Origin of the sequence: Enterococcus sp. AZ170 (assembly GCF_050545135.1) — a bacterium.
In the GTDB taxonomy this organism is placed as follows: domain Bacteria; phylum Bacillota; class Bacilli; order Lactobacillales; family Enterococcaceae; genus Enterococcus_L; species Enterococcus_L ureilyticus.
Window position 1 is genome coordinate 2376353 of record NZ_CP172947.1, and the last position, 23331, is coordinate 2399683.

The window sequence follows — 23331 nt, forward strand, 5'->3', positions numbered from 1 at the left end:
CCTCCTCTAGTCTAGCAAATCTGCTGGAATCTGCATGATTCCACCTGTATGAGCTGAAGTGACCAACGCTGTATATCGAGCTAAGTATCCTGTTTTTACTTTTGCTTTGAATGTCGGCAGTTGATCATTTCTTTTCGCCAGCTCTTCTTCAGAAACATGTAATTCCAATGTCCGATTGGTTAAATCAATCTCAATTTCATCCCCATCTTCGATTAATGCAATGGGTCCGCCTGCTGCAGCTTCTGGAGAAATATGACCAACAGCGATTCCTCGAGTAGCACCCGAAAAACGCCCATCTGTGATCAATGCTACATCTTTGCCTAAACCTCGTCCTACAATACTTGATGTCGGTGCCAACATTTCCGGCATACCTGGTCCGCCTTTTGGTCCTTCGTAACGAATCACGACAACATGACCTTTTTTTACCGTATGATCATCGATTGCTGCCACAGCTTCATCATGAGAGCCAAAACATATTGCTTTCCCTACAAATTTTTTGATTGATGGATCAACCCCGCCGACTTTGATCACACTGCCTTTTGGCGCAATATTTCCATACAAAATCGATAGACCACCAACCGGACTGTATGGATTTTCCTTTGGATGGATAACTTCTTCATTTTTGATTACTGCATCTTGAACGTTTTCACGAATCGTTTTTCCTGTAACTGTGATACGATCTGGATGAATTGCATCGCCTAGATCGACCAACTCTTTCATAATTGCTGGAACACCACCTGCTTCATGGACATCGTGCATCGAATAGGCAGATGAAGGAGCGATTTTTGATAAATATGGAACACGCTCAGCAATCGCATTGACTTCTTCCAAGTTATAGTCGATTTCGGCTTCATTTGCGATTGCCAATGTATGCAAAACTGTATTAGTAGAACCGCCCATTGCCATGTCTAAAGCAAATGCATCATCGATTGCTTCTTTTGTGATGATATCTCTTGGTTTAATCTGTTTTTTGACTAGATCCATCAAATGAAAAGCAGACTGTCTAACTAATTCTCTCCGTTCATCTGATACAGCTAAAATCGTCCCATTTCCAGGTAAAGCCATTCCTAACACTTCCATCAAACAATTCATCGAATTTGCCGTAAACATTCCTGCACAGGAACCACAGGTTGGGCAAGCATTTTGCTCCATAAAATTGAATTCTTCTTCTGTCATTTTGCCTTCTTTAAATGTTCCAACTGCTTCAAACATATTCGAGAGCGTTGTAGTATGACCTCTTGGATCAACACCTGCCTTCATCGGACCACCTGAACAAAAAATTGCAGGAACATTTGTACGTACACTTGCCATCAACATACCTGGAGTGATTTTGTCACAGTTTGGAATATAGAAAACACCATCGAACCAATGCGCATTGATCACCGTTTCAGCAGCATCTGCAATAATTTCTCTACTAGGTAAAGAATAACGCATGCCGATATGCCCCATCGCAATCCCATCATCTACACCGATCGTATTGAATTCGAAAGGAATTCCTCCCGCTTCCCGAATCGCTTCTTTTGCAACATCGGCTAACTCTCTTAAATGTACATGACCCGGAACAATATCAATATAAGAATTACAAATTGCTATAAACGGCTTTTGCATGTCCTTAGCATTTTTCACTTGTCCCGTTGCATAAAGTAAACTTCTGGCGGGTGCAGCTTCAATCCCTTTTTTTATTTGATCACTACGCATTTTTCATCCACTCCAATTCAGTTATCGTCAGTAGCTTTTATTTTGCTGCTTCTGATTCAATTTTTTATTTACTCTGCTTCCTTACATTTTTTTTGAAAAAAAGACATCCCATTGAATAATGGGATGTCTTAGTAAGAATCCCATCTACGAAAGACAAACAGGACTCAAACATCTGCGAAATTTCTCAGTGTTCTAAGTCCTACACGGTAAAATAATGACTAATACGTGATTGTTTTTTGTCTTTTCCATAGTAACGGTCTCCTCATTTTTAAAAATCTATCGTAAAGATTAAAATAGCATGTGATAAATAAAAGCTTTTGTTAACTATAAACCTATTAAATGAGAATGTCAATAAAATTTGATAAAAAGATTCAGAAAATTCTAAAAACATAAGTTCTCTTTTTCTTACTTATGGTTTTTTTCTATCTAACGAATGGAAATTCAATGCTTTTGTTTTTTTCCCGTCGTTTATATTTATAGAATAATCGCTGCCACTCTTGATTTCAAATGAATGGTTAGAGCTTAATCTGGTCGAAGTAGTGTCCTTACTTTTATTTCATTGTTCATCTCATTTTAGGACATGAAAAATCCAATATACGTCTTATCATTTGCAAAAAAAAGACACTTGAAATCCTTCAAGTGTCTACTCTATTATCCTCTTTGAAAATAGTATAAAGGTTTATGTGTCAACCGTTTCATTTGTCTTTTCTTATCTTCAATGATTGAAAGTAGCTCTTCTGAAAAGCTTTCTAAAATCACACGCCCGCCTTTATAAGTACTACCACCCATTGAGATCACTTCATCTGGTGTTAAGATGACTTTTCTATGGGCGATTTTTTTGAAAAATTCTTCAATCAAATATGTTGGTAAGTAAAAATTATTTTGGGCCGAAAAAGATTCTAAATAAATAAAATCATCGATGCTGATATAACAATCGTCCATTGATATAAAATTCACCGACTTGTCTACATAGATATCTCTTTTTTGTAGAATCTCATTGATCTTCTTGTTTAGAAGGTTCAGTGTTTCTATTTCTTTAACAAAATTTTCTAATTCTCGGTAACGGACTGCCTTGCGTTCATCATAAGTGACACGAAGTGCCACGCCTATTGATACAATTACTGCACCAATTAGCACACCAGTCATACCTGCAATAAAAACCACCATTTGGATTCCCTCACTCTTTTCATTCTTGTTTTTTTAGTATAACATACTCTTTCACAAGGACAAAAAAATATGAAAAAAAATATTTATCTTACTAAACTTTTTATTTTTTTTTTAGCATTTTGTTTATTTCCTTTATTTATAGGTCTAGATTACTCATTCAATTGATGATATAATATAGCGGTAGTAATATTATTTGGAGAATTGGGGAAGTTGATATGGGGAAAAAAGTTATTAAGTTAGATTTTGATGATGTTGTTATTGCTAATGAAGATGGAAGCACAACTCGTGCTTTGTATGAGTGGTTTCATTTTAAGCCAGAAGTTGGGGATCAAGTTGATGTATTTGAAGATGGTGACGAATTGATCATCCACAAAGCAGAACAAGCTACAAATACAATAGACAATTTACAAGATAAGATCAATATTAACATTGTGAATGAAAATAACAATACACAGTCCGTTGGCGGCTATGTACAGCATGGTAGAGTTGTTAATAAATGGATTTATTTTATATTAGCCTTTTTCTTAGGTTGGATAGGCATTCATAAGTTTTATTCTGGTTTCACTGGAAAAGGCATTATGTACCTAGTATTCTCTTGGACAGCGATTCCTGCAGTTATTGCATTTTTCACTTCAATCATGACTTTACTTAAACCAGCTGATCAAAATGGAAATATTGTAGTCACTTCATAATACTCAAAAAAGCCTTAGTTTTCTAAGGTTTTTTTATTTAATTTAGTGCATTAAAGTTGACCTTTATTGACCAATACAGTATACTTTTTTTAAGCATTAAGTCTTGCTTTGTGATAAAATGATTTGAAGAGCTTTATTATAGGAGGAATATACTATGAATTTAATACCAACAGTTATTGAACAATCATCTCGTGGAGAAAGAGCATATGATATTTATTCACGATTATTAAAAGATAGAATCATTATGTTAAGTGGTCCAATTGATGATAATGTAGCAAACTCGGTCATTGCTCAGTTATTATTTTTGGATGCACAAGACTCTGAAAAAGATATCTATATTTACATCAACTCACCAGGTGGAAGTGTTTCTGCTGGATTAGCCATCTTTGATACAATGAATTTTGTTAAAGCGGATGTCCAAACTATCGTTCTTGGTATGGCAGCTTCTATGGGCAGTTTCTTATTGACTGCTGGTACAAAAGGCAAACGATTCGCATTACCTAATGCAGAAATCATGATCCACCAACCATTAGGTGGCGCTCAAGGTCAAGCAACTGAAATTGAGATCGCAGCGAAACATATTCTTGATACACGTGATCGCCTAAATAAAATTTTGGCTGAACGTACTGGTCAACCACTTGAAGTCATCGAACGCGACACCGACCGTGACAACTTTATGACAGCTACACAAGCGAAAGAATATGGTTTGATCGATGAAGTAATGGAAAATAGCAGCTCATTAAGTAAATAATGAAAAATGCCCAGAATTTTGGGCATTTTTATTTAAATTGATGATTAAAAGCGCTACACTTATAAGTATAAGAAATGAAAGGATGTTTGTAAAATGGATATTTCAGTTATTGATGCAACAAAAGTTACTACAAAAAATGGTTTAGCTATTGGAAAAGACTCGGCTCCAGTAAAGATGGTAGAATTTATGAATGTTCGTTGCCCTTATTGTAAAAAATGGTTTGAGGAATCCTTTGATTTCCTAAATGAGTATGTCAAACAAGGAAAAGTCCAACGAATTATCAAGCTATTAGACAAAGAAAAAGAAAGCCTACAACGAGGCAATGTCATGCATCATCATATCAATTATGACTTACCTGAAAAAGGGTTGGCTGATTTGAAACAAATGTATGATACCCAAGACCAATGGGGAAATCTTTCTTTAGAAGATGTCGCTGTTTTTGCACAAGATAATTTACAATTGTCTAAAAAAGAAGAACCTGCGATCATTCAAGCAGTAATTCTGGAAGCTGAAGCTGCCAATATCAAATTTGTACCAACAATTATTATTGGTGAGCATATTTTTGATGAATCGATTACTAAAGAAGAATTGATTGGTTATATAGAAGGGAAATAAAAAACGAGACCAAGCTATTTATTTAGGCTTGGTCTCGTTTTCTTTAGAGCTACGGTCAATACTCGATTCCTTAGCTGTTGCAGAATCTTGAATCTCTTTTTCAGCGTCTTCTCCAAAACTCAAAATCTTATCTACATCCTCCTTGCCAAGAAAATTTCCTAGACCTTCTCCGAGTTGCTTGATTTGCCTCATGATAAAATCTTTATCTTCTACGCCCATCATTTCCACCCAACTTTCTGCTATTCTCTCATAGCAATCCATAAAAGGTTACGCACTTTTTTCTCTTAGTTTATCTGCAAATTCATTGATTTTACGAATTCGATGATTGATTCCTGACTTTGAAATAGCACCTGATGGGATCATCTCGCCTAATTCTTTTAAACTTACTTCCGGATACTCTAATCTTAATTCAGCAATCTCTTGTAATTTCCCTGGTAAAGCCGATAAGCCAACTACACTTTCAATATACTGGATATTTTCAATTTGCTTCGAAGCTGCATCGATCGTTTTATTGAGATTCGCTGTTTCACAATTGACTAACCGATTGACTGAATTACGCATATCACGAACGATCCGAACATCTTCAAATTTTAACATTGAATTGGTCGCACCGATCAACGTTAGAAAATCAGCAATTCGTTCAGCACCTTTTAAATAAGAAATATACCCGTTGCGCCGTTCTAACGTTCGAGCATTCAAGTCATAATAGTTCAGCATCTGACAAATATCATCATTATGTTCTTCATAAATAGAAAATATTTCCAAATGATATCGGCTAGTTTCCGGGTTATTAACTGATCCAGAAGCCATAAAAGCTCCTCTTAAATAAGACCTCATTTTTTGTGCATTTCCTATAATTTCGTCCGACACATGAGTGTTAAACATCATACCATCTAAAATGTCTAAATCAGCTAATACACTTTTCGTATCTTGTTTTAATCTTACGATATAGACATTGTTCTTCTTTAGTTTCATCTTTTTTCGTACCAATAATTCCGAACGCACCTCATAATGATCTTTTAAAAGAGAATAGATTCGTCTGGCAATCGCTGCATTTTCTGTTTGAACATTCAAGACGAATTGCTGATTCACGATACTTAGTGAACCATTCATCCGAATCAACGCAGCTAATTCTGATCGAGCATGTTCCCGATGAACTTCTAAGGTCGTTAGTTCTTTTTTTACATCCGCTGCAAAAGACAATCTACCTTCCTCCTTTCTTCTTACTTTTTAATATCTTGGGCCAAATACGATACGGAATAATTCATCTACAACCTTATCCCCGTCATGAAAAACACCGCCGTCACGTAATTTCAAGAAATCTGTCGAAATCACACGACAGCCTTCATCTCTCAAACGCTGAAAATCATGCTCCACCTGAACTAGATATTCATCATAAATCTCCGGATCCATATACCCATCAGGAACATTTTCAGTATTGACCAAAACAGTATCAACAAATTTACTTTTTAAGTGTTCATGTAAAACACAAACATGATCAGCATCAGTAAAATGTTCCGTTTCGCCCTTTTGAGTCATAATATTACAGATATAAACGACTTCTCCTTTTGCATTAATGATCGCATCTCCAATTTCATTGATCACTAAGTTAGGCAAAATACTTGTAAACATGCTACCTGGTCCTAACACGATCATATCTGCCTCTTCGATAGCCTTAACGACTTTCCTAGCAGCTTTTGGTTGCTCATTATCATTCGTGTTAGTCACAAAAACATGATCGATTGTTTTTCGATCAACTGCAATACTTGATTCTCCAACTGCGATAGTACCATCTTTGAAAACGGCATGAAGCGTCAATGGTCTTTCTGATGAAGGATAAATATGCCCGTCAACATGCATCATTTTTGAAAGTAGCTGAATCGCTTCATAGGTACTCCCCCGCATTTCTGAAACAGCCGCAATGATTAAATTGCCAATTGCATGATTAGCAAAATATTTATCTGATTGATCGAAACGATATTGAAAAATATCTTCATAAAGCTGAGGCATATCTGATAATGCGACCAAAACATTACGCAAATCACCAGGAGGCGTCATGTTCATCGATTCTCGGATTTCACCGCTGCTTCCTCCATCATCCGCTACAGTTACAACTGCTGTAATATCCGCACTTTGATTTCGTAGACTTTTTAAAATAACCGGTAAGCCTGTCCCTCCGCCAACAACAACAATCTTGGGTTTTCTAATCCGATAAGTTTTCATTTTCATGAGCGATTTACCGTCTCTTTCCGTTTTCCTTTATCACGATGGGTAATATTCACATGATATTCTTGCCCTAACTCCTTACCGACACGTTCAGTCAGTGCGACTGATCGATGTTGTCCACCAGTACATCCAATGGCAATCGTAATGCTTGATTTTCCTTCTTTTTCATAGCCTGGCATCACGTTTTTCAATAAGTCGATAAAACGAGTATAGAAGCTCTCTGTTTCAGGAAAACTCATCACATAATCATAGACAGATGAATCTTGTCCGGTCAATGGTTTTAATTCTGGAATATAATGAGGATTCGGTAAAAAACGGACATCCATCACAATATCTGCATCGATCGGTAAACCGTATTTGAATCCAAAAGAAACCAACTCTACACGGAATTCGTGCGTATCTCTAGATTTAAATTCACTATTGATTCTTTCACGTAGTTGTCTAGGAGATAAGCTGGTCGTATCTATTACAACTTGAGCATCGCCTTTGATTTCTTCAAGAATTGCCCGCTCTTTCCTGATTCCTTCGGTGATTAAACCATCCATCGCTAATGGGTGCGCACGACGAGTTTCTTTGTACCTAGAAACAAGCTCTTCATCCGTCGCATCTAGAAACATGATCGTAGTATCTATTAAATTCGTATTTTCTAATTCAACCAACATATCTTGAATCTCTCTAAAGAAATTACGGGAACGTAAATCAATCACAAGCGCAATTTTCGTTACTTTTCCAGATTCTTTGATCAACTCCCAAAACTTTGGAATCAAACTTGGTGGCATATTGTCGATACAAAAATACCCCATATCTTCAAAACTTTGAATAGCAACAGTTTTTCCTGCACCACTCATTCCAGTGATTATTACTAATTGTAGATTATCGACCATTTTTAGCACTCCTTAGGAAACATTTTATTAATTATAACATCCCGGGCGTATCAAAGAAAGCTTTTCATAACATTCTTATCTGTGATTCAGACTTTCTTACGAATTAATTGGTAGGCTATATTTTATTAAATTTCAACTTTTTTTCAAAAAATTCTTCTCTTCATTCATTTTCTTTTGTATCAATAATATTCATAACAAATATTTTTTAAATATATTTATAAACTACAAAAAAAGCGTAGAAGAAAACTAATCACTAGTTATCCTTCATACGCCAAATTGAAATGTGAAATAAAAAAATGATGCACTATCTTTAAAATTGTGAAACTTTAGAACTCTGCTTATATCTCAGTGTTCATCTATTTTTTGATATATATGATTACTTATTAGAAGCAATTTAATAAGAACAAACTTAAATTTGGAAAGATCAAAATTACGCGTCTTCAATGACATTAAAGTAGTCTAGGTTTAAAATAGGATCATCACAATTTATGACTGGACGATCTGTTGGGTGACATTTTATCACTCTTACTTGTACATCATCATCTTCTTTAGAGATGGCTTCTCCTACAAAAAACCAAGAAAAATCTGATCCATGACAAACATAATGTGCGCCAATTTTTACTTCTCTTTTTTCCAAGAAAAAATCATCCTTCCATACACTTTTTGTATTTATAGGATATCATGATTTTCAATAAATAATCATTCAACTTACGTATAGATTTTTCCTTTTTTTGACTATTTTTAGATTAAGATTATTAAAAAACATATTTTTTCTTTTGTTTTATTATTTTTCACTCATTTTTATTTATTTAATTGTTTTCTTTACCCTTTATACTTATTGAAATTTATTCTTTTGATAAAAAAAAACAACCTTAAATAATTCAGGCTGTTTTCTTTTGAACGGATTATTTATAGAAGGAAAGATATATACCAATTTGGTTGAACAATATATCTATCTGAGTGTGATTCTACTTCAAGGAACGAAAAAAATCAATAGCAACAGATAATTTTACTCTAATCTTCAAACTTTCTTAAAAAAGTGTTATTCCTTTCAGATAGAGTATACCATTTTATAAAACTCGTTTGAGGTATTTTCCAGTATAACTCGTTTTGACTTTAGCAATTTCTTCTGGTGTTCCTGTAGCAACGATTGTTCCACCACCGTCCCCACCTTCAGGACCTAAATCGATCACATGATCTGCGGATTTGATTACATCTAAGTTATGTTCAATAACAAGAACAGTATTTCCCGCTTCTACAAGTCTTTCTAGTACGACTAATAAACGAGCGATGTCATCTGTATGCAATCCTGTAGTTGGTTCATCTAAAATATAGAAATTTTTACCATTGGAATTTTTGTGAAGTTCACTTGCAAGTTTCATCCTCTGCGCCTCGCCACCCGACAATGTAGTTGCTGGTTGCCCTAATGTGACATAGCCTAATCCAACATCAACGATTGTTTTCAATTTCCGATGAATTTTAGGGATATGTTGAAAGAATTCTACTGCATCTTCAACTGTCAGCTCTAGAATATCAGAGATATTTTTCCCTTTATAATGAACTTCTAATGTTTCCGAATTGTAACGTTTTCCATGACAAACTTCACAGGGAACGTACACGTCAGGTAAAAAGTGCATTTCAATTTTAATAATTCCATCCCCGCGACACGCTTCGCAACGTCCACCTTTCACATTAAAACTAAAGCGCCCTTTTTTATAACCGCGAACTTTTGCTTCGTTCGTTTTTGCAAACAAATCACGAATATCATCAAACACACTTGTATATGTGGCTGGGTTACTTCGCGGTGTTCGTCCAATTGGGCTCTGATCAATATCAATGATTTTTTCGATATGCTTATAGCCTGTGATACTTTTATGTTTTCCAGGTTTATTGGAGTTCCGATTAATTTTTTGTGCTAGAGCCTTTTTTAGGATTTGATTTACTAAGGTACTTTTCCCAGATCCTGAAACCCCAGTGACTGCGATAAATTCCCCCAAAGGAAATTCTACTGTCACATTTTTTAAGTTATTTTCAGAAGCACCGGTAACTTTTATTTTCTTGCCATTCCCTTTACGACGTTCTTTCGGGACAGGAATAACTTTATTACCCGAAAGATATTGACCAGTTAGGGAATTGGGATTTTTAGCTACTTCATCTGGCGTACCAGAAGCTACGATTTCTCCCCCTAAATGTCCAGCACCTGGTCCGACATCAATCAAATAATCCGATGCACGCATTGTATCTTCATCATGTTCAACAACAATCAGCGTATTTCCCAAATCACGCATTTTTTTGAGTGATTCAATCAATCGATCATTGTCTCTTTGATGTAATCCAATCGAAGGTTCATCTAGAATATACAATACACCTGATAAATTGGAACCAATTTGTGTTGCTAAACGAATACGTTGCGCCTCACCACCAGACAATGTTCCAGCTGCCCTACTTAGAGTTAAATAATCCAACCCAACATTTTCCAAAAAGTTCAACCGATCTTTCACTTCTTTTAAGATTGGTTTAGCAATTATTTGCTCTTGATCAGATAGAGTAAGTGTTTCAAAAAACGCCACAGCATTTTTGATTGCCAACCCTGTAACTTGACCGATATTCGTGTTGTCGATTTTAACAGATAACGCTTGAGGATTTAAACGGTAACCAGAGCAGGTTTGACACATTAGTTCAGTCATATATAGCCGCATTTGTTCGCGAGTAAAATCACTATTGGTTTCGTGATAACGACGTTTGATATTTGTTAAGACCCCTTCAAAGGGGACTTCTACATCTCGTACTCCACCAAAATCGTTTTCATAATGGAAATGAAACGGTTCCCCCTTTGACCCATTTAAAATAATATCTTGGTGTTCTTCGGGTAATTCACTAAATGGTGTATCCATATCTATATTAAAACTATCCGCTGCTTGTTCCAACATTTGCGGATAGTATTGAGAACTGATAGGGTTCCAAGGTGCAATTGCCCCTTCACGCAATGTTTTTGTTGGATCTGGAATGACTAAATCTCGATCGACTTCTAATTTTATCCCTAATCCATCACAGTCAGGGCAAGCGCCAAATGGAGCATTGAATGAAAATAATCTAGGTTCTAATTCACCTACTGTAAAGCCACAATAGGGACACGCATAGTGTTCGCTGAAAAGCATCTCTTCGCCATCAATCACATCTACCAAAGCATAACCATCCGCCAGACGCAGTGCTGCTTCAAAAGAATCAAATAAACGAGACCTGATCCCTTCTTTTACAACGATTCGGTCTATGACGATCGCAATGTCATGTTTTTTATTTTTTTCAAGTTCAGGAGCTTCTGTTACATCGTAGGTTTCTCCATCAACACGCATCCGAACATACCCTTCACGCTGAATCATTTCAAAAATCTTCTTATGTTGACCTTTTTTCTTAACGATCACAGGAGCCAATACCTGGAGTTTAGTTTTCTCAGGCAATTCTAAGACTTTATCGACCATTTGTTCAACAGATTGACTGGTGATTTCCGTTCCATCGTTAGGGCAAATGGGATGACCCACTCGAGCAAATAAGAGCCTTAAGTAATCATTGATTTCCGTTACAGTTCCTACTGTCGAACGGGGATTTTTACTGGTAGTTTTTTGATCAATCGAAATAGCGGGACTCAATCCATCAATACTATCTACATCAGGCTTATCCATTTGACCTAAAAATTGTCTGGCATATGCTGACAGACTCTCTACATATCGACGTTGACCTTCTGCATACAAGGTATCAAATGCCAATGAACTTTTCCCTGAACCAGATAAGCCAGTCACTACGACCATTTTATCACGAGGAATCGTAACATCTATGTCCTTTAAATTATGTGCGCGTGCGCCATGAATGACGATTTTATCATTTGCCATTACTACTCTCCTTTGCTGTGAAACACAGCGAGTATTATTTTGAGCGGATCTTGAACAGTGCGCTGAAAAAAAAATCTGTTAATCCGCTCTCGTTCCTAATCCATGTTTTTTACCAATCAAATGAAGCAGTCACTATACTTTAATCTCCTGCTTTTAGTTCTAAGATCGTATCTCTTAGAGTCGCTGCTGTTTCAAAGTCTAAAGCTTTCGCAGCATCTCTCATTTCTTTCTCTAGCTTCATTAATAGATCGGCTTTTTCTTGACGAGTCAACTCGTGATAGGACTTGTCAATCTTGAATGTTTCACCTTTTTCATTTGTCTTAGAAATAGAGATCAACTCACGAATTTCTTTAATGATTGTTTTTGGTACAATACCATGTTCTTCATTGTATTTTTCTTGGATCGAACGGCGACGTGCTGTCTCATCCATTGCTTTTTGCATCGAATCAGTGATTTTGTCAGCATACATAATGACACGTCCATCTGAGTTACGAGCTGCTCGTCCGATTGTTTGGATCAATGAGCGCTCACTCCTTAAGAATCCTTCTTTATCTGCATCTAAAATCGCAATTAAAGAGACCTCAGGCACATCTAGTCCTTCACGAAGTAAATTGATCCCAATCAATACATCAAATTCTCCTAAACGTAAATCACGAATAATCTCCGTTCGTTCAAGCGTCTTGATATCACTGTGAAGATATTTTACTTTGATTCCTAACTCTTTTAGGTAATCGGTCAAATCTTCAGACATTTTCTTGGTTAGCGTTGTGATAAACACTCGTTGATCTTTTGCTACTCGCTCATGGATTTCACCAACTAAATCATCAATTTGTCCCATGATCGGACGTACTTCAATTAACGGATCTAAGAGCCCAGTCGGTCGGATGATCTGTGGAATCACCGTATCTGTCTGTTCATATTCGTACGGTCCAGGAGTGGCAGAAACATATACCACTTGATGGACATGTTTTTCAAATTCTTCTAATCGTAAAGGCCGATTATCCAAAGCACTAGGCAAACGGAAACCATAGTCCACCAACATTTGTTTTCTAGCACGGTCCCCATTGTACATCCCACGGATTTGCGGCATTGATACATGGGATTCATCAATCACAAGTAGAAAATCATCAGGGAAGAAGTCAATCAATGTGTACGGTGGCTCTCCCTCTGAGCGGCCATCCATATGACGAGAATAATTTTCGATACCAGATGTATAGCCCATTTCTCTCATCATCTCAATGTCATAATTTGTCCGTTGTTCCAAACGTTGTGCTTCCAATAATTTATTTTCGCTATGCAGTACCTTTAAACGAGCATCTAATTCTTCTTGGATTTGAGAAATCGCATGCTCCATATGATCTTCATTGGTAACAAAGTGAGTTGCTGGGAAAATCGCTACATGCTCCGTCTCGCCAATCACTTCACCTGTCAATGCATCAACTTCTCTAATACGCTCGATCTCATCTCCAAAAAATTCAACTCTTAAGGCATGATCATCTCTTGAAGCAGGAAAAATTTCCACCACGTCCCCTCGAACGCGAAAGCGACCACGTTGAAAATCAATATCGTTTCGCTCAAATTGAATATTAACGAGATCTGTTAATAACTGGCTTCGGTCCATTTCCATTCCAACTCGAATAGACACCACTTGCTCACTATATTCTTTAGGATCACCTAACCCAAAAATACATGAAACAGACGCCACCACGATTACATCATTTCTTTCTAACAATGAACTAGTTGCAGAATGACGCAATTTATCGATTTCATCATTGATGCTTGCATCTTTTTCTATATATGTATCACTTGAAGGAACATAGGCCTCTGGTTGGTAGTAGTCATAATAACTAACAAAATACTCGACCGCATTATTAGGGAAGAATTCTTTAAATTCTCCATAAAGCTGTCCAGCTAAGGTCTTATTATGGGCAATAACCAATGTTGGCTTGTTCACTTCCGTTATAACATTGGAGATCGTAAATGTTTTCCCGGTTCCTGTAGCACCTAACAAAATTTGTGCTTTTTCTCCGCCTTCGATACCTTCGACCAACTTCTTAATTGCTTCTGGTTGATCTCCATCCGGCTTATATTTTGATACTAAGTCAAATGTATTGGAGGTCTCTCTTTCTATCATTTAACATCCTCCTTTTATTTAATTATTGTTCTTTTTCTATAAAAATCTCACTTTAATATAAGCTAGTGATCCAGATAAGTGATAGTCTCGGGAGCTTATCAATTCAAAGCTTCGTTTTAAACAATAAGGATTTCACAAGGTACATTTAAAAAGAAACTCTTAAAATTATTTTAACATACCGAACATATTTTCGCTAGTTATAGAGCAGTTTGCGTATACGCATTTTTTGCTAATTTACATTTTATTTAATATTTTGTTTGCCTTTAAAGGATTATCTAGAACTAGAGCTTATTAGCCATTTATATTTATTTTCTACCGCAAAATGTCATATTTCATCACATCAGATGTGAGAAAATGAGTTTTTTTTGATTTTATCATAGTGAATGACTTGTGCTTTTGCCTTTTTTTACTATATAATTATCAAATATGCAAATATAGGAGGTATTTTATGAAAAGGAAACACTTTTTACTTTCATTCATTGTAATGATGGCAAGTCTACTGACATTCTCACTTGGGCAAAATGCTCAGGCTGAAGAAAAAACATATACTATAGGAACAGATTTGACTTTTGCTCCCTTTGAATTTCAAGATTCCAAAGGAGAATATGTGGGGATCGATGTTGATTTACTTCAAGCCATTGCGGATGATCAAGATTTTAAGGTGGATTTAAAACCGTTGGGCTTTGACAGTGCAATCCAAGCCGTACAATCGAAGCAAGTTGATGGTATGATTGCCGGAATGAGTATTACAGATGAACGCAAAAAATCTTTTGATTTTTCTGAACCTTATTTTGATAGTGGCTTACAAATGGCGGTCAAAAAAGGGAACAATACTATCAAAGATTATAACGACTTAAAAGGAAAGACTGTGGCTGCTAAAGTAGGAACAGAGAGTGCAACTTTCCTAGAAAAGAATCAAGAAAAATATGACTACACGATCAAAAACTTTGACGATGCTACCGGGCTTTATCAAGCACTTGAAAATGGTGAAGCTGATGCCATTTTTGATGACTACCCTGTTTTAGGCTATGCTATCACTAATGGGCAAAAACTTCAGCTAGTTGGTGAAAAAGAAAAAGGGAGTTCTTACGGTTTTGCTGTTAAGAAAGGACAAAATAAAGAATTAATTGAACAATTCAATGCTGGTCTCAAAGAGTTAAAAAATTCAGGTAAATACGATGAAATTGTAAGCAAGTATATTTCTACTGGAGCTGAATCTGATACAACAATGAAAAAGATCCAGCCAAAAAAAAAGTCATACGTGATTGCTAGTGATTCTACCTTCGCTCCATTCGAGTTTCAAAATGCAGATGGAAAATATGAAGGAATCGATGTTGATTTAGTAAATCGGATCGCTGAATTGCAAGATTTCAATATTGAATTTAAATTTATTGGCTTTAGCTCAGCTGTTCAAGCTGTTGAATCTGGGCAAGCAGATGCAATGATTGCAGGAATGACCATCACAGATGAACGTGAAAAATCATTTGACTTCTCAACGCCTTATTTCAATAGCGGTATTCAAATCGCTGTAAAAAAAGGCAATGACTCGATCCATTCTTATGAAGATTTAAAAGATAAAAAAGTTGGCGCAAAAATTGGAACAGAAAGTGCTGATTTCTTAGAAGCAAATAAAGATAAATATGATTATTCGATCAAATACCTTGATACAACTGACGCTTTATATAGTGCTCTTGAGATTGGTGAAATCGATGCTATGATGGATGATTATCCAGTAATCGGTTATGGTGTGGCACAAAAGCAACCACTGGAAACACCGATTCCTCGTGAAGAAGGCGGAAAGTACGGCTTCGCTGTTAAAAAAGATAAAAATCCAGAATTAATCGAAATGTTCAACGAAGGGTTGGCTGAGTTAAAACGAACTGGTGAATACGATGAAATTATCGGAAAATATGTAAAAGATGGTTCTTCAGAAAGTAAAGTCGATGAATCAACCTTTATGGGTATGATCCAAAACAATTGGAAACGTCTGTTGAGTGGTTTATGGATGACGATTCAATTGACCTTGATTTCATTTATTCTTGCATTGATCGTTGGTGTGATTTTGGGATTATTCAGTGCTTCACCCTCAAAAGCGTTACGTATCCTTTCAACGATTTATGTGGATATTATCCGAGGAATTCCTTTGATGGTCTTGGCGTTCTTCATTTACTTTGGCTTACCAGGAATCTTAGGTTTCAATATTCCAGTATTCTTAGCTGGGATCATTACGTTGACCTTAAATGCTAGTGCTTATATCTCTGAAATTGTACGAGGCGGGATCAATGCTGTACCTGTTGGTCAAATGGAAGCTTCACGTAGCTTAGGTCTTTCCTATAATCGGACAATGCAAAAAATCATTTTACCACAAGCAATCAAAATCATGATCCCATCGTTCGTCAATCAATTCGTTATCTCATTAAAAGATACAACGATACTTTCGGCAATCGGTTTGATTGAATTATTGCAAACTGGTAAAATCATCGTTGCAAGAAACTTACAAAGTACGATGGTTTACTTCGTCATCGCAATGATGTACTTGATTTTAATTACTGCCTTAACGAAATTAGCTAAAGTTTTGGAAAAGAAGGTGAAATAATATGGCGGAAAAAATTCTAGTAGAACATTTAGTAAAAAAATACGGTGATAATACCGTTTTAAATGATATTAATGTATCCATTCAAGAAGGCGATGTGGTTTGTGTAATTGGTCCTTCTGGTTCTGGTAAAAGTACTTTTCTTCGTTGTTTAAATCAATTGGAAGAAGCAACAAGCGGTGACATTATCATTGATGGTGCGAATCTAACAGACAAAAATACAAATATTAATAAAATTCGTCAACATATCGGAATGGTTTTCCAGCATTTTAATCTGTTCCCTCATTTATCTATCATGGAAAATATTACCTTAGCTCCAACAGATTTAGGACGCCTTTCTAAAAAAGAAGCCGAAGAAAAAGCCCTCAAGCTTTTAGATACAGTTGGCCTAGCTGATAAAAAAGATAGTTATCCTGAATCATTATCTGGCGGTCAAAAACAACGTGTCGCAATTGCTCGAGCTTTAGCAATGAATCCAGACATCATGCTGTTTGACGAACCTACTTCAGCACTTGATCCAGAAATGGTTGGTGATGTGCTAAATGTGATGAAAAAACTTGCTAAACAAGGAATGACAATGGTCATTGTGACACACGAAATGGGCTTCGCTAAAGAAGTGGCCAATCGCGTGATGTTTATCGATGGTGGGAATTTCTTAGAAGATGGAACGCCTCAACAAATCTTTGAAAATCCGCAAAATGAACGGACCAAAGATTTCTTGGATAAAGTTCTTAATATTTGATCACTTATGCTAAAATGGATCACTCAGACTATTGAGTGATCCATTTTGTTGCTAGAGAGGTTGCTTTGTTCTTGATATTTTAGATTTTTTGAAGTAAATTTGAACAGACTATCGAAAGGAGCATTGTTGAATGAAACGAATGATTACTTTTTTTACCGATGATTTATTATTTACGATTTCTTTTGTGATTGCGATTATTAGTCTTTATTTCGGTGCGTTTTCATTGAAAACAATCGATTTTAAAGTCATTTTTTGTTTATTTGGTTTGATGCTTTTTGTAAAGAATGTTGAGAATCTTGGCATTTTAACTTTTTTTGCAGAAAAAATGATTGATTTCTCGGCGACAACTCGTAGCCTGATCAGAAATATCGTCCTATTATCGTTCTTTAGTTCAATGCTTCTAACAAACGATGTCGCGATACTGACCTTGATGCCTATTTATTTAACGATCATCAAAAAATTTCCAACAATGACAGATAAAATTGCCGGTGCTGTATTGCTAATTGTTGCTGCTAATTTAGGGAGTAGTTTTTTTCCTTTTGGAAATCCGCAAAATCTTTTCTTGTTCTCTTACTACTCGCTTTCAACGGCTGAATTTTTTGTATGGGCATCTGTGCTGCTCGTTTCTTCGCTTTTATTTCTATTGCTCTCATTTCTATTTATAAAAAAAACAACGATTTCTAATCAAAATAGTTTCCTTCCAATCATCAATAAGAAAAAAACATTTTTTTTAAGTTTGATCGGTCTATTTATTCTTTTAGGTGTATTTAATATTTTTCCTTATTTCATTATCATTCCTATTGCTACACTCATCCTTATTTTCTATGATAAAAAGACGTTTAGCAGTGTTGACTATAAATTATTGGGGACGTTTGTTTTTTTCTTCATTGCTGTGGGAAACTTTTCTCAAGTAGAAATGATTTCAACTTTTATAAAAGAGCAATTTACAACGAATACGCGTACTTTTTTTGGAAGTATCCTCGTTAGTCAAATGATCAGTAATGTTCCAGCAGCTATTCTAATAGCGCCATTCACCGTTCAATCTCAAGCACTCTTTTGGGGCGTGAATGTAGGTGGCTTAGGTACGATCATTGCTTCATTAGCTAATTTAATTGGGTTCAAATTATATAAAAAGTACTATCCTTCTCAATCAAAGCAGTTTATTTTACAGTTTACTTTAATCAACTTCGTTTTCTTGTTGTTCTTTATGCTATTTTTTATTTTTTTATTGTAAAAAAAAGTCTAAGGAAAATGAATCAATCATTTTCCTTAGACTTTATAATAGTTGTTTAATTGGCAATTGCTTCAAGCCTAGCCTTCACGTCTTGTTCTGAAAGTTCATTTCTCATCACATAACGATTCGCAGGATGATGGCGACATTCGTCTGAACAACTACCAAGATATTTTGCTTCGTTTTCTTCTGAAGCTAATATTTGTTTATTACAGAATGGGTTGGCACAATTAATGTAACGCTCACAAGGGCTACCATCAAACCAATCTTTTCCAATGATTTTTTTATCAACATGATTGATTTCAACACTAATACGTTCATCAAATACGTACATTTTACCATCCCAAAGCTCACCTCTTGTCTCGGGATCTTTTCCGTAGACCGCAATCCCACCATGAAGTTGTGCAACATCTTCAAAGCCTTCTTTTAATAACCAACCCGAAAATTTCTCACAACGAATGCCACCCGTGCAATAAGTCACAACTTTTTTATCCATAAATTGTTCTTTGTTTTCTCTGATCCATTGTGGTAATTCTCTAAAATTACGAATATCTGGGCGAACTGCACCTCTAAAGTGACCTAAGTCATATTCATAATCATTTCTAGCATCGATCACAACTGTATCTTCATCAAGTAATGCTTCTTTAAATTCAGCTGGTTCTAAATATTTCCCAGTTATTTCTAAAGGATTGACATCTTCCTCTAAGTTCAAAGAAACTAATTCTTTTCTAGGACGGACAAACATTTTATGAAAGGCATTTTCTGGCACTTCATCAATTTTGAAGTACGTATCTTTAAAACGCTCATCTGCTAACATCGCTTCCATATATGCATCTGTATCAGCAATCGTTCCTGAAAGTGTGCCATTGATTCCTTCTGTTGCGACTAGAATTCTGCCTTTTAGATTTAGCGATTTACAAAAATCTAAATGCTCCTTTGCAAATTCTTCAGGGTTTTCAATCGTCGTATATTTATAATAAAGTAATACGCGGTAATCCATTTTATCTTTCTCCTTTTTCTAAGAAACTGTTTTGCTATCTCCATAATAACTGTACAATCCCTGTTTTTTTCTTCATACATATTTAGTATATAAAAAAACAAATAAAAAAAGCGAGCTATTTGCTTGTGGAGTAATGCACATATAGAGGTGAACTTTTTTACTTCGCACTATCACCTCTTAAATTCATTATGTTTCAAAATAAAACGACCTAAGCTTTCTAAAAAAAGAAAAGCTCAGGTCGTTCATTTAAATAGGTTCCTTATTGTCCAGACACCGCAAAATAATTCTCATCATTATCAGCAAAGTTAAAAACTAATCCAGTAGGTAATTGCACTAATTCCCCTACTCGCACACCAGCATCTTTCATTTTTTTGTATAATTCTATTATATTATCCGCAAAAAACATCAATGATGGTGTATTCCCAGCAACCTCAGGTGAGTGCTGTTGAATAAATTCTAAATCGTATAAGACAATCATTGTTTCTGCCGTTTCACTTGGTGCAATCTCTACAACTAAGGTACCGTCAACTGCATCTCTTTCTTTTTCTACAAAACCAATTTTTTGCCAAAATCTACTTGATTCCTCTACATTGGTTACATATAACATAATTTTGATTTGATTTGTAAACATTATTTAACTCCTCTTCTTAGGTCATAGTTCTATCTTTCTATTATATACTTTCCATCATAGCTTATGGTATGATTTATGAAAATAATTTTGCTTCAAGAAGGAGAAAAAATGAAATTAACTGTTTTGGTGGATAATAATGTTTACATCGATCATTATTACTATGGAGAACCTGCTCTATCATTTTACATCGAAGATGGTGAGGACAAAATTCTTTTCGATACTGGTTATAGTGACATCTTTTTGAAAAATGCAGCTGGATTAGGAATTGACTTGAGTCAAGTAACAAAGTTGGCTCTCTCACATGGGCACAATGATCATACTGGCGGTCTAAGCATCATTTCTGATATCTTCACAAAACAAAAACCTGAAATTGTTGCACACCCACTAGCTTTTTTCCCGAAAAAAGAAGAAGATGTAGTAATTGGATCAGCGGTTACGTTAAGCGAACTCAAAGAAAACTATCGCGTGCGTCTTACAAAAGAACCAATAAAAATTTCTAAAAACATCACATTCTTGGGAGAAATACCCGAACTTGTCAACTTTGAACCGCGCAAACAAGTGGGGGAAACAAAAATCTCACAGAGCTATACACCTGATTATGTTTTAGATGATTCTGCTTTGGTTTTTGAAGGACAAGACGGAATTTTTGTTATTACTGGATGCTCTCACAGTGGAATTAGTAATATCTGTGAATATGCGAAACAAGTTACTGGGACTCAAACAATTAAAGGTGTGATTGGCGGTTTTCATTTGTTTGACATCAATGAACAACTAGAACAAACGATTCGTTATTTCCAGGAAAATCATATTACTTCTCTCTACCCCTGTCACTGTGTTTCTTTCCATGCTAAAGCGAAAATACAGTCTCAACTGCCGATCGAAGAAGTCGGTGTTGGTCTACATATCGAATGGTATTAAAAAAGAAGGTAAGAGCTTTATAGCTTTTACCTTCTTTTTATTTTAAACTCTCTTGGGGAAGAGAAGTGGATCACTCTTTAAACATTTTCTTCAATGACTAAACTGCTATCATTCAAGACATCACGGTCTAACTCTTTGATTCGTGAACTCGTCACGATTCCTGCTACCATACTGTCGCTGACATTAACAGCCGTTCTAGCCATATCGATCAATGGTTCTACAGAAATCACCAAACCAACGATCGCTACAGGTAAGTTCATTGCGCCTAATACGATCAACGAAGCAAACGTTGCCCCGCCACCGACACCTGCTACACCAAACGAACTAATCGTTACAATTGCAACTAGCATCAAGATAAATTCTAAACTAAAGACATTAATTCCCACAGTTGGTGCAACTATAGTAGCCAGCATAGCAGGATAAACGCCTGCACAGCCGTTTTGACCAATTGACATACCAAAACTTGCAGCGAAATTCGCTGTGGCATCATCAACACCTAAAGCTTTTGTTTGTGTTTCAATATTTAAAGGCATTGCTCCTGCACTTGATCTTGATGTAAAAGCAAAACTCAACACTGGAAACGATTTTTTCAAATAGTTTACAGGGTTTACTTTGACTGCCATTAAGATTATTAAGTGAACCAACATTACAATGATTAATGCGGTGTAGGAAGCTAATACAAATTTTCCTAAATTAAGGATTGCATTATAGTCACTTGTCGCAACAACATTTGTCATCAATGCTAAAACCCCATAAGGTGTTAAACGTAAAACCAATGTCACGATTCGCATCGTGATTTTATAAAGACTGTCGATCAAGTTTGCAAAAAATTCTGCTTCTTTTGGTGCTTTTCTTTTAATACCTAAATAGGCAATCCCAACGAATGCGGCAAAAATAACCACGCCAATCGTACTTGTTGGACGGGTGCCAGCAAAATCCGCGAAAATATTTTTAGGAATAAAAGATAAAATTTGTTGAGGAATCGATAGGTTTTCAACGGTTTCCTGTCGAGTTGCAAGTTCTGCGATCCGTGCCGTTTCTACCGTTCCTTCTGTAAATTTTGCGCCTTGTAGCCCAAATAATAAGGTTGTTCCGATTCCAACTAAAGCGGCTATAGCTGTTGTCCCTAACAAGGTTGCTAGGACGGTAAAGCTAATTTTCCCAACTTGCTTGGATTCTTTCATTTTAGTAAATGCTCCTACGATCGAAACAAAAACTAAGGGGATTACGAGCATTTGTAAAAATGCTACATATCCATTACCTACAATACTGATCCATTCCATTGCTTGCGTTGTGATTTTATCTTGTGTACCGAATGCGAATTGAATAATTGCACCTAATACAATACCAACACCTAATGCGGCAAAAACACGCGTTGAAAATTTATAGTGTTTTTTCTGCATCCGATAAAAGACGTATAACACTGCAAGAAAAGTAAGGACCACTAAAACAGTGATGAGTGTTGTCATTTTTTTCCCTCCTGTAATTTAGTTTAAATGACAAGTCCATCAAAGGAAGTAAAGGTTCCCGGAAATCATTCTTCAATGATTCCCCTAAAAATAAAGAAGCTCATTTTCAGTGATGTTCTTATTGTAACTGATTTAATGGGCCAAGGGGTATTATTTTGTTTCTATAATGATAGAAAAAAGAGTTTGTGATAGTTTAAAACTATCACAAACTCTTTTCGCTATTTTGTTATTCAGCTGCTGATTGGAAATTTAACTGGATTCCTGGTTTATCAAGGGCAATTTCAGTAATTTCATATGCCATACGTTGCACAATGCTAAATAATGGGCTTACTAACTCGTCTACTTCTTCTTGAGAGATATCTTCTTGGTTTTCAATTTTATGATTGATCACATGATTGATTTGGCTAACTGAACCTGACAAAATATATTCCTCAAAAATTAAGCGAAACTCTAAGCGCGCTGCAATGATCGAGTTTTCTTTTGGATAGTTTTCATCCGTTGATTCAATTGGTGAAAAACCAACTCTAAGATCTGTTTCTACCTCTCCCATATCTTCTGTACGCATGTCGTAATGAAAAGCTTCTACGACTTCTTGTTGACGTTTTATTTCCATTAATTAAAATCTCCTTTTTTAAGTCCAATAATTATTTTTTCTATTTTGTTATGTCTGAAAACACAATAATCAAGCTACTG

The 23331-nt window shown here is 35.8% G+C and carries 20 protein-coding genes; 7 read left to right on the forward strand and 13 right to left on the reverse strand.

Annotated elements, in window-relative coordinates; all coding sequences use genetic code 11:
- Positions 1-6 precede the first annotated feature (6 nt).
- A complete protein-coding gene (ilvD, locus tag IGJ55_RS11525; RefSeq protein WP_429949139.1) occupies positions 7-1698 on the reverse strand; it encodes a dihydroxy-acid dehydratase in 1692 nt (563 codons plus the stop codon).
- Positions 1699-2349: 651 nt separating this feature from the next.
- On the reverse strand, positions 2350-2865 hold the full coding sequence (locus tag IGJ55_RS11530; protein ID WP_069639623.1) for a hypothetical protein: 516 nt from the start codon (positions 2863-2865) through the stop codon (positions 2350-2352).
- Between the two features lie 215 nt (positions 2866-3080).
- Here IGJ55_RS11530 and IGJ55_RS11535 point away from each other — a divergent pair, with 215 nt between their 5' ends.
- The 3 genes from IGJ55_RS11535 (at position 3081) to IGJ55_RS11545 (ending at position 4923) form a co-directional block, all read left to right on the forward strand.
- Complete coding sequence (locus IGJ55_RS11535) at positions 3081-3557, forward strand: TM2 domain-containing protein (RefSeq protein ID WP_069639622.1); 477 nt, start codon at positions 3081-3083, stop codon at positions 3555-3557.
- 154 nt (positions 3558-3711) lie between these two features.
- Positions 3712-4308 (forward strand): ATP-dependent Clp endopeptidase proteolytic subunit ClpP, encoded by a 597-nt coding sequence (gene clpP / locus IGJ55_RS11540; protein ID WP_069639621.1) that lies wholly within the window; start codon positions 3712-3714, stop codon positions 4306-4308.
- Positions 4309-4401: 93 nt separating this feature from the next.
- A complete protein-coding gene (locus tag IGJ55_RS11545) occupies positions 4402-4923 on the forward strand; it encodes a DsbA family protein (protein WP_429949137.1) in 522 nt (173 codons plus the stop codon).
- Between the two features lie 18 nt (positions 4924-4941).
- Here IGJ55_RS11545 and IGJ55_RS11550 read toward each other — a convergent pair whose 3' ends face one another.
- From IGJ55_RS11550 to uvrB, 7 genes are all read right to left on the reverse strand, one after another.
- Positions 4942-5184 (reverse strand): hypothetical protein, encoded by a 243-nt coding sequence (locus IGJ55_RS11550; protein WP_429949135.1) that lies wholly within the window; start codon positions 5182-5184, stop codon positions 4942-4944.
- A 6-nt stretch (positions 5185-5190) separates the two neighbouring features.
- Entirely contained in the window at positions 5191-6126 is a 936-nt protein-coding gene (whiA, locus tag IGJ55_RS11555; protein WP_069639618.1) for a DNA-binding protein WhiA, read from the reverse strand.
- A 27-nt stretch (positions 6127-6153) separates the two neighbouring features.
- Positions 6154-7152, reverse strand: a complete 999-nt coding sequence (locus IGJ55_RS11560) for a gluconeogenesis factor YvcK family protein (protein ID WP_429949133.1) — start codon at positions 7150-7152, stop codon at positions 6154-6156.
- Positions 7149-8033, reverse strand: coding sequence for an RNase adapter RapZ (gene rapZ / locus IGJ55_RS11565; protein WP_429949132.1), 885 nt, complete (start codon positions 8031-8033; stop codon positions 7149-7151). Before rapZ ends, IGJ55_RS11560 begins: the two co-directional genes overlap by 4 nt.
- Positions 8034-8463: 430 nt before the next feature.
- Positions 8464-8670: a hypothetical protein gene (locus tag IGJ55_RS11570; protein ID WP_069639615.1), complete on the reverse strand. Its 207-nt coding sequence runs from the start codon at positions 8668-8670 to the stop codon at positions 8464-8466.
- Positions 8671-9103: 433 nt separating this feature from the next.
- Complete coding sequence (gene uvrA / locus IGJ55_RS11575; RefSeq protein WP_429949130.1) at positions 9104-11920, reverse strand: excinuclease ABC subunit UvrA; 2817 nt, start codon at positions 11918-11920, stop codon at positions 9104-9106.
- A 139-nt stretch (positions 11921-12059) separates the two neighbouring features.
- Positions 12060-14054 (reverse strand): excinuclease ABC subunit UvrB, encoded by a 1995-nt coding sequence (uvrB, locus tag IGJ55_RS11580; protein WP_069639613.1) that lies wholly within the window; start codon positions 14052-14054, stop codon positions 12060-12062.
- Between the two features lie 448 nt (positions 14055-14502).
- Between uvrB and IGJ55_RS11585 the strand changes: the two genes are divergently transcribed.
- The 3 genes from IGJ55_RS11585 to IGJ55_RS11595 all read left to right on the forward strand — a co-directional run bounded on the left by IGJ55_RS11585 (position 14503) and on the right by IGJ55_RS11595 (position 18623).
- A complete protein-coding gene (locus IGJ55_RS11585; RefSeq protein ID WP_430606518.1) occupies positions 14503-16650 on the forward strand; it encodes an amino acid ABC transporter substrate-binding protein/permease in 2148 nt (715 codons plus the stop codon).
- A 1-nt stretch (position 16651) separates the two neighbouring features.
- A complete protein-coding gene (locus IGJ55_RS11590) occupies positions 16652-17389 on the forward strand; it encodes an amino acid ABC transporter ATP-binding protein (protein ID WP_069639611.1) in 738 nt (245 codons plus the stop codon).
- A 130-nt stretch (positions 17390-17519) separates the two neighbouring features.
- Positions 17520-18623, forward strand: coding sequence for an SLC13 family permease (locus IGJ55_RS11595; RefSeq protein ID WP_429949126.1), 1104 nt, complete (start codon positions 17520-17522; stop codon positions 18621-18623).
- A 55-nt stretch (positions 18624-18678) separates the two neighbouring features.
- Here IGJ55_RS11595 and IGJ55_RS11600 read toward each other — a convergent pair whose 3' ends face one another.
- Positions 18679-19620 carry a rhodanese-related sulfurtransferase gene (locus IGJ55_RS11600; RefSeq protein WP_069639609.1) on the reverse strand — a complete coding sequence of 314 codons (942 nt, stop codon included), beginning with the start codon at positions 19618-19620 and terminating at the stop codon, positions 18679-18681.
- A 259-nt stretch (positions 19621-19879) separates the two neighbouring features.
- The gene (locus IGJ55_RS11605) at positions 19880-20251 is read right to left on the reverse strand and encodes a VOC family protein (protein WP_069639608.1); all 372 of its coding nucleotides are present in this window, start codon (positions 20249-20251) and stop codon (positions 19880-19882) included.
- A 108-nt stretch (positions 20252-20359) separates the two neighbouring features.
- Here IGJ55_RS11605 and IGJ55_RS11610 point away from each other — a divergent pair, with 108 nt between their 5' ends.
- Positions 20360-21169, forward strand: a complete 810-nt coding sequence (locus IGJ55_RS11610; RefSeq protein WP_069639607.1) for an MBL fold metallo-hydrolase — start codon at positions 20360-20362, stop codon at positions 21167-21169.
- 77 nt (positions 21170-21246) lie between these two features.
- Here IGJ55_RS11610 and IGJ55_RS11615 read toward each other — a convergent pair whose 3' ends face one another.
- Positions 21247-22638, reverse strand: a complete 1392-nt coding sequence (locus IGJ55_RS11615) for an L-cystine transporter (protein ID WP_069639606.1) — start codon at positions 22636-22638, stop codon at positions 21247-21249.
- A 226-nt stretch (positions 22639-22864) separates the two neighbouring features.
- Positions 22865-23251 carry a DUF1149 family protein gene (locus tag IGJ55_RS11620; RefSeq protein ID WP_069639605.1) on the reverse strand — a complete coding sequence of 129 codons (387 nt, stop codon included), beginning with the start codon at positions 23249-23251 and terminating at the stop codon, positions 22865-22867.
- Positions 23252-23331 lie beyond the last annotated feature (80 nt).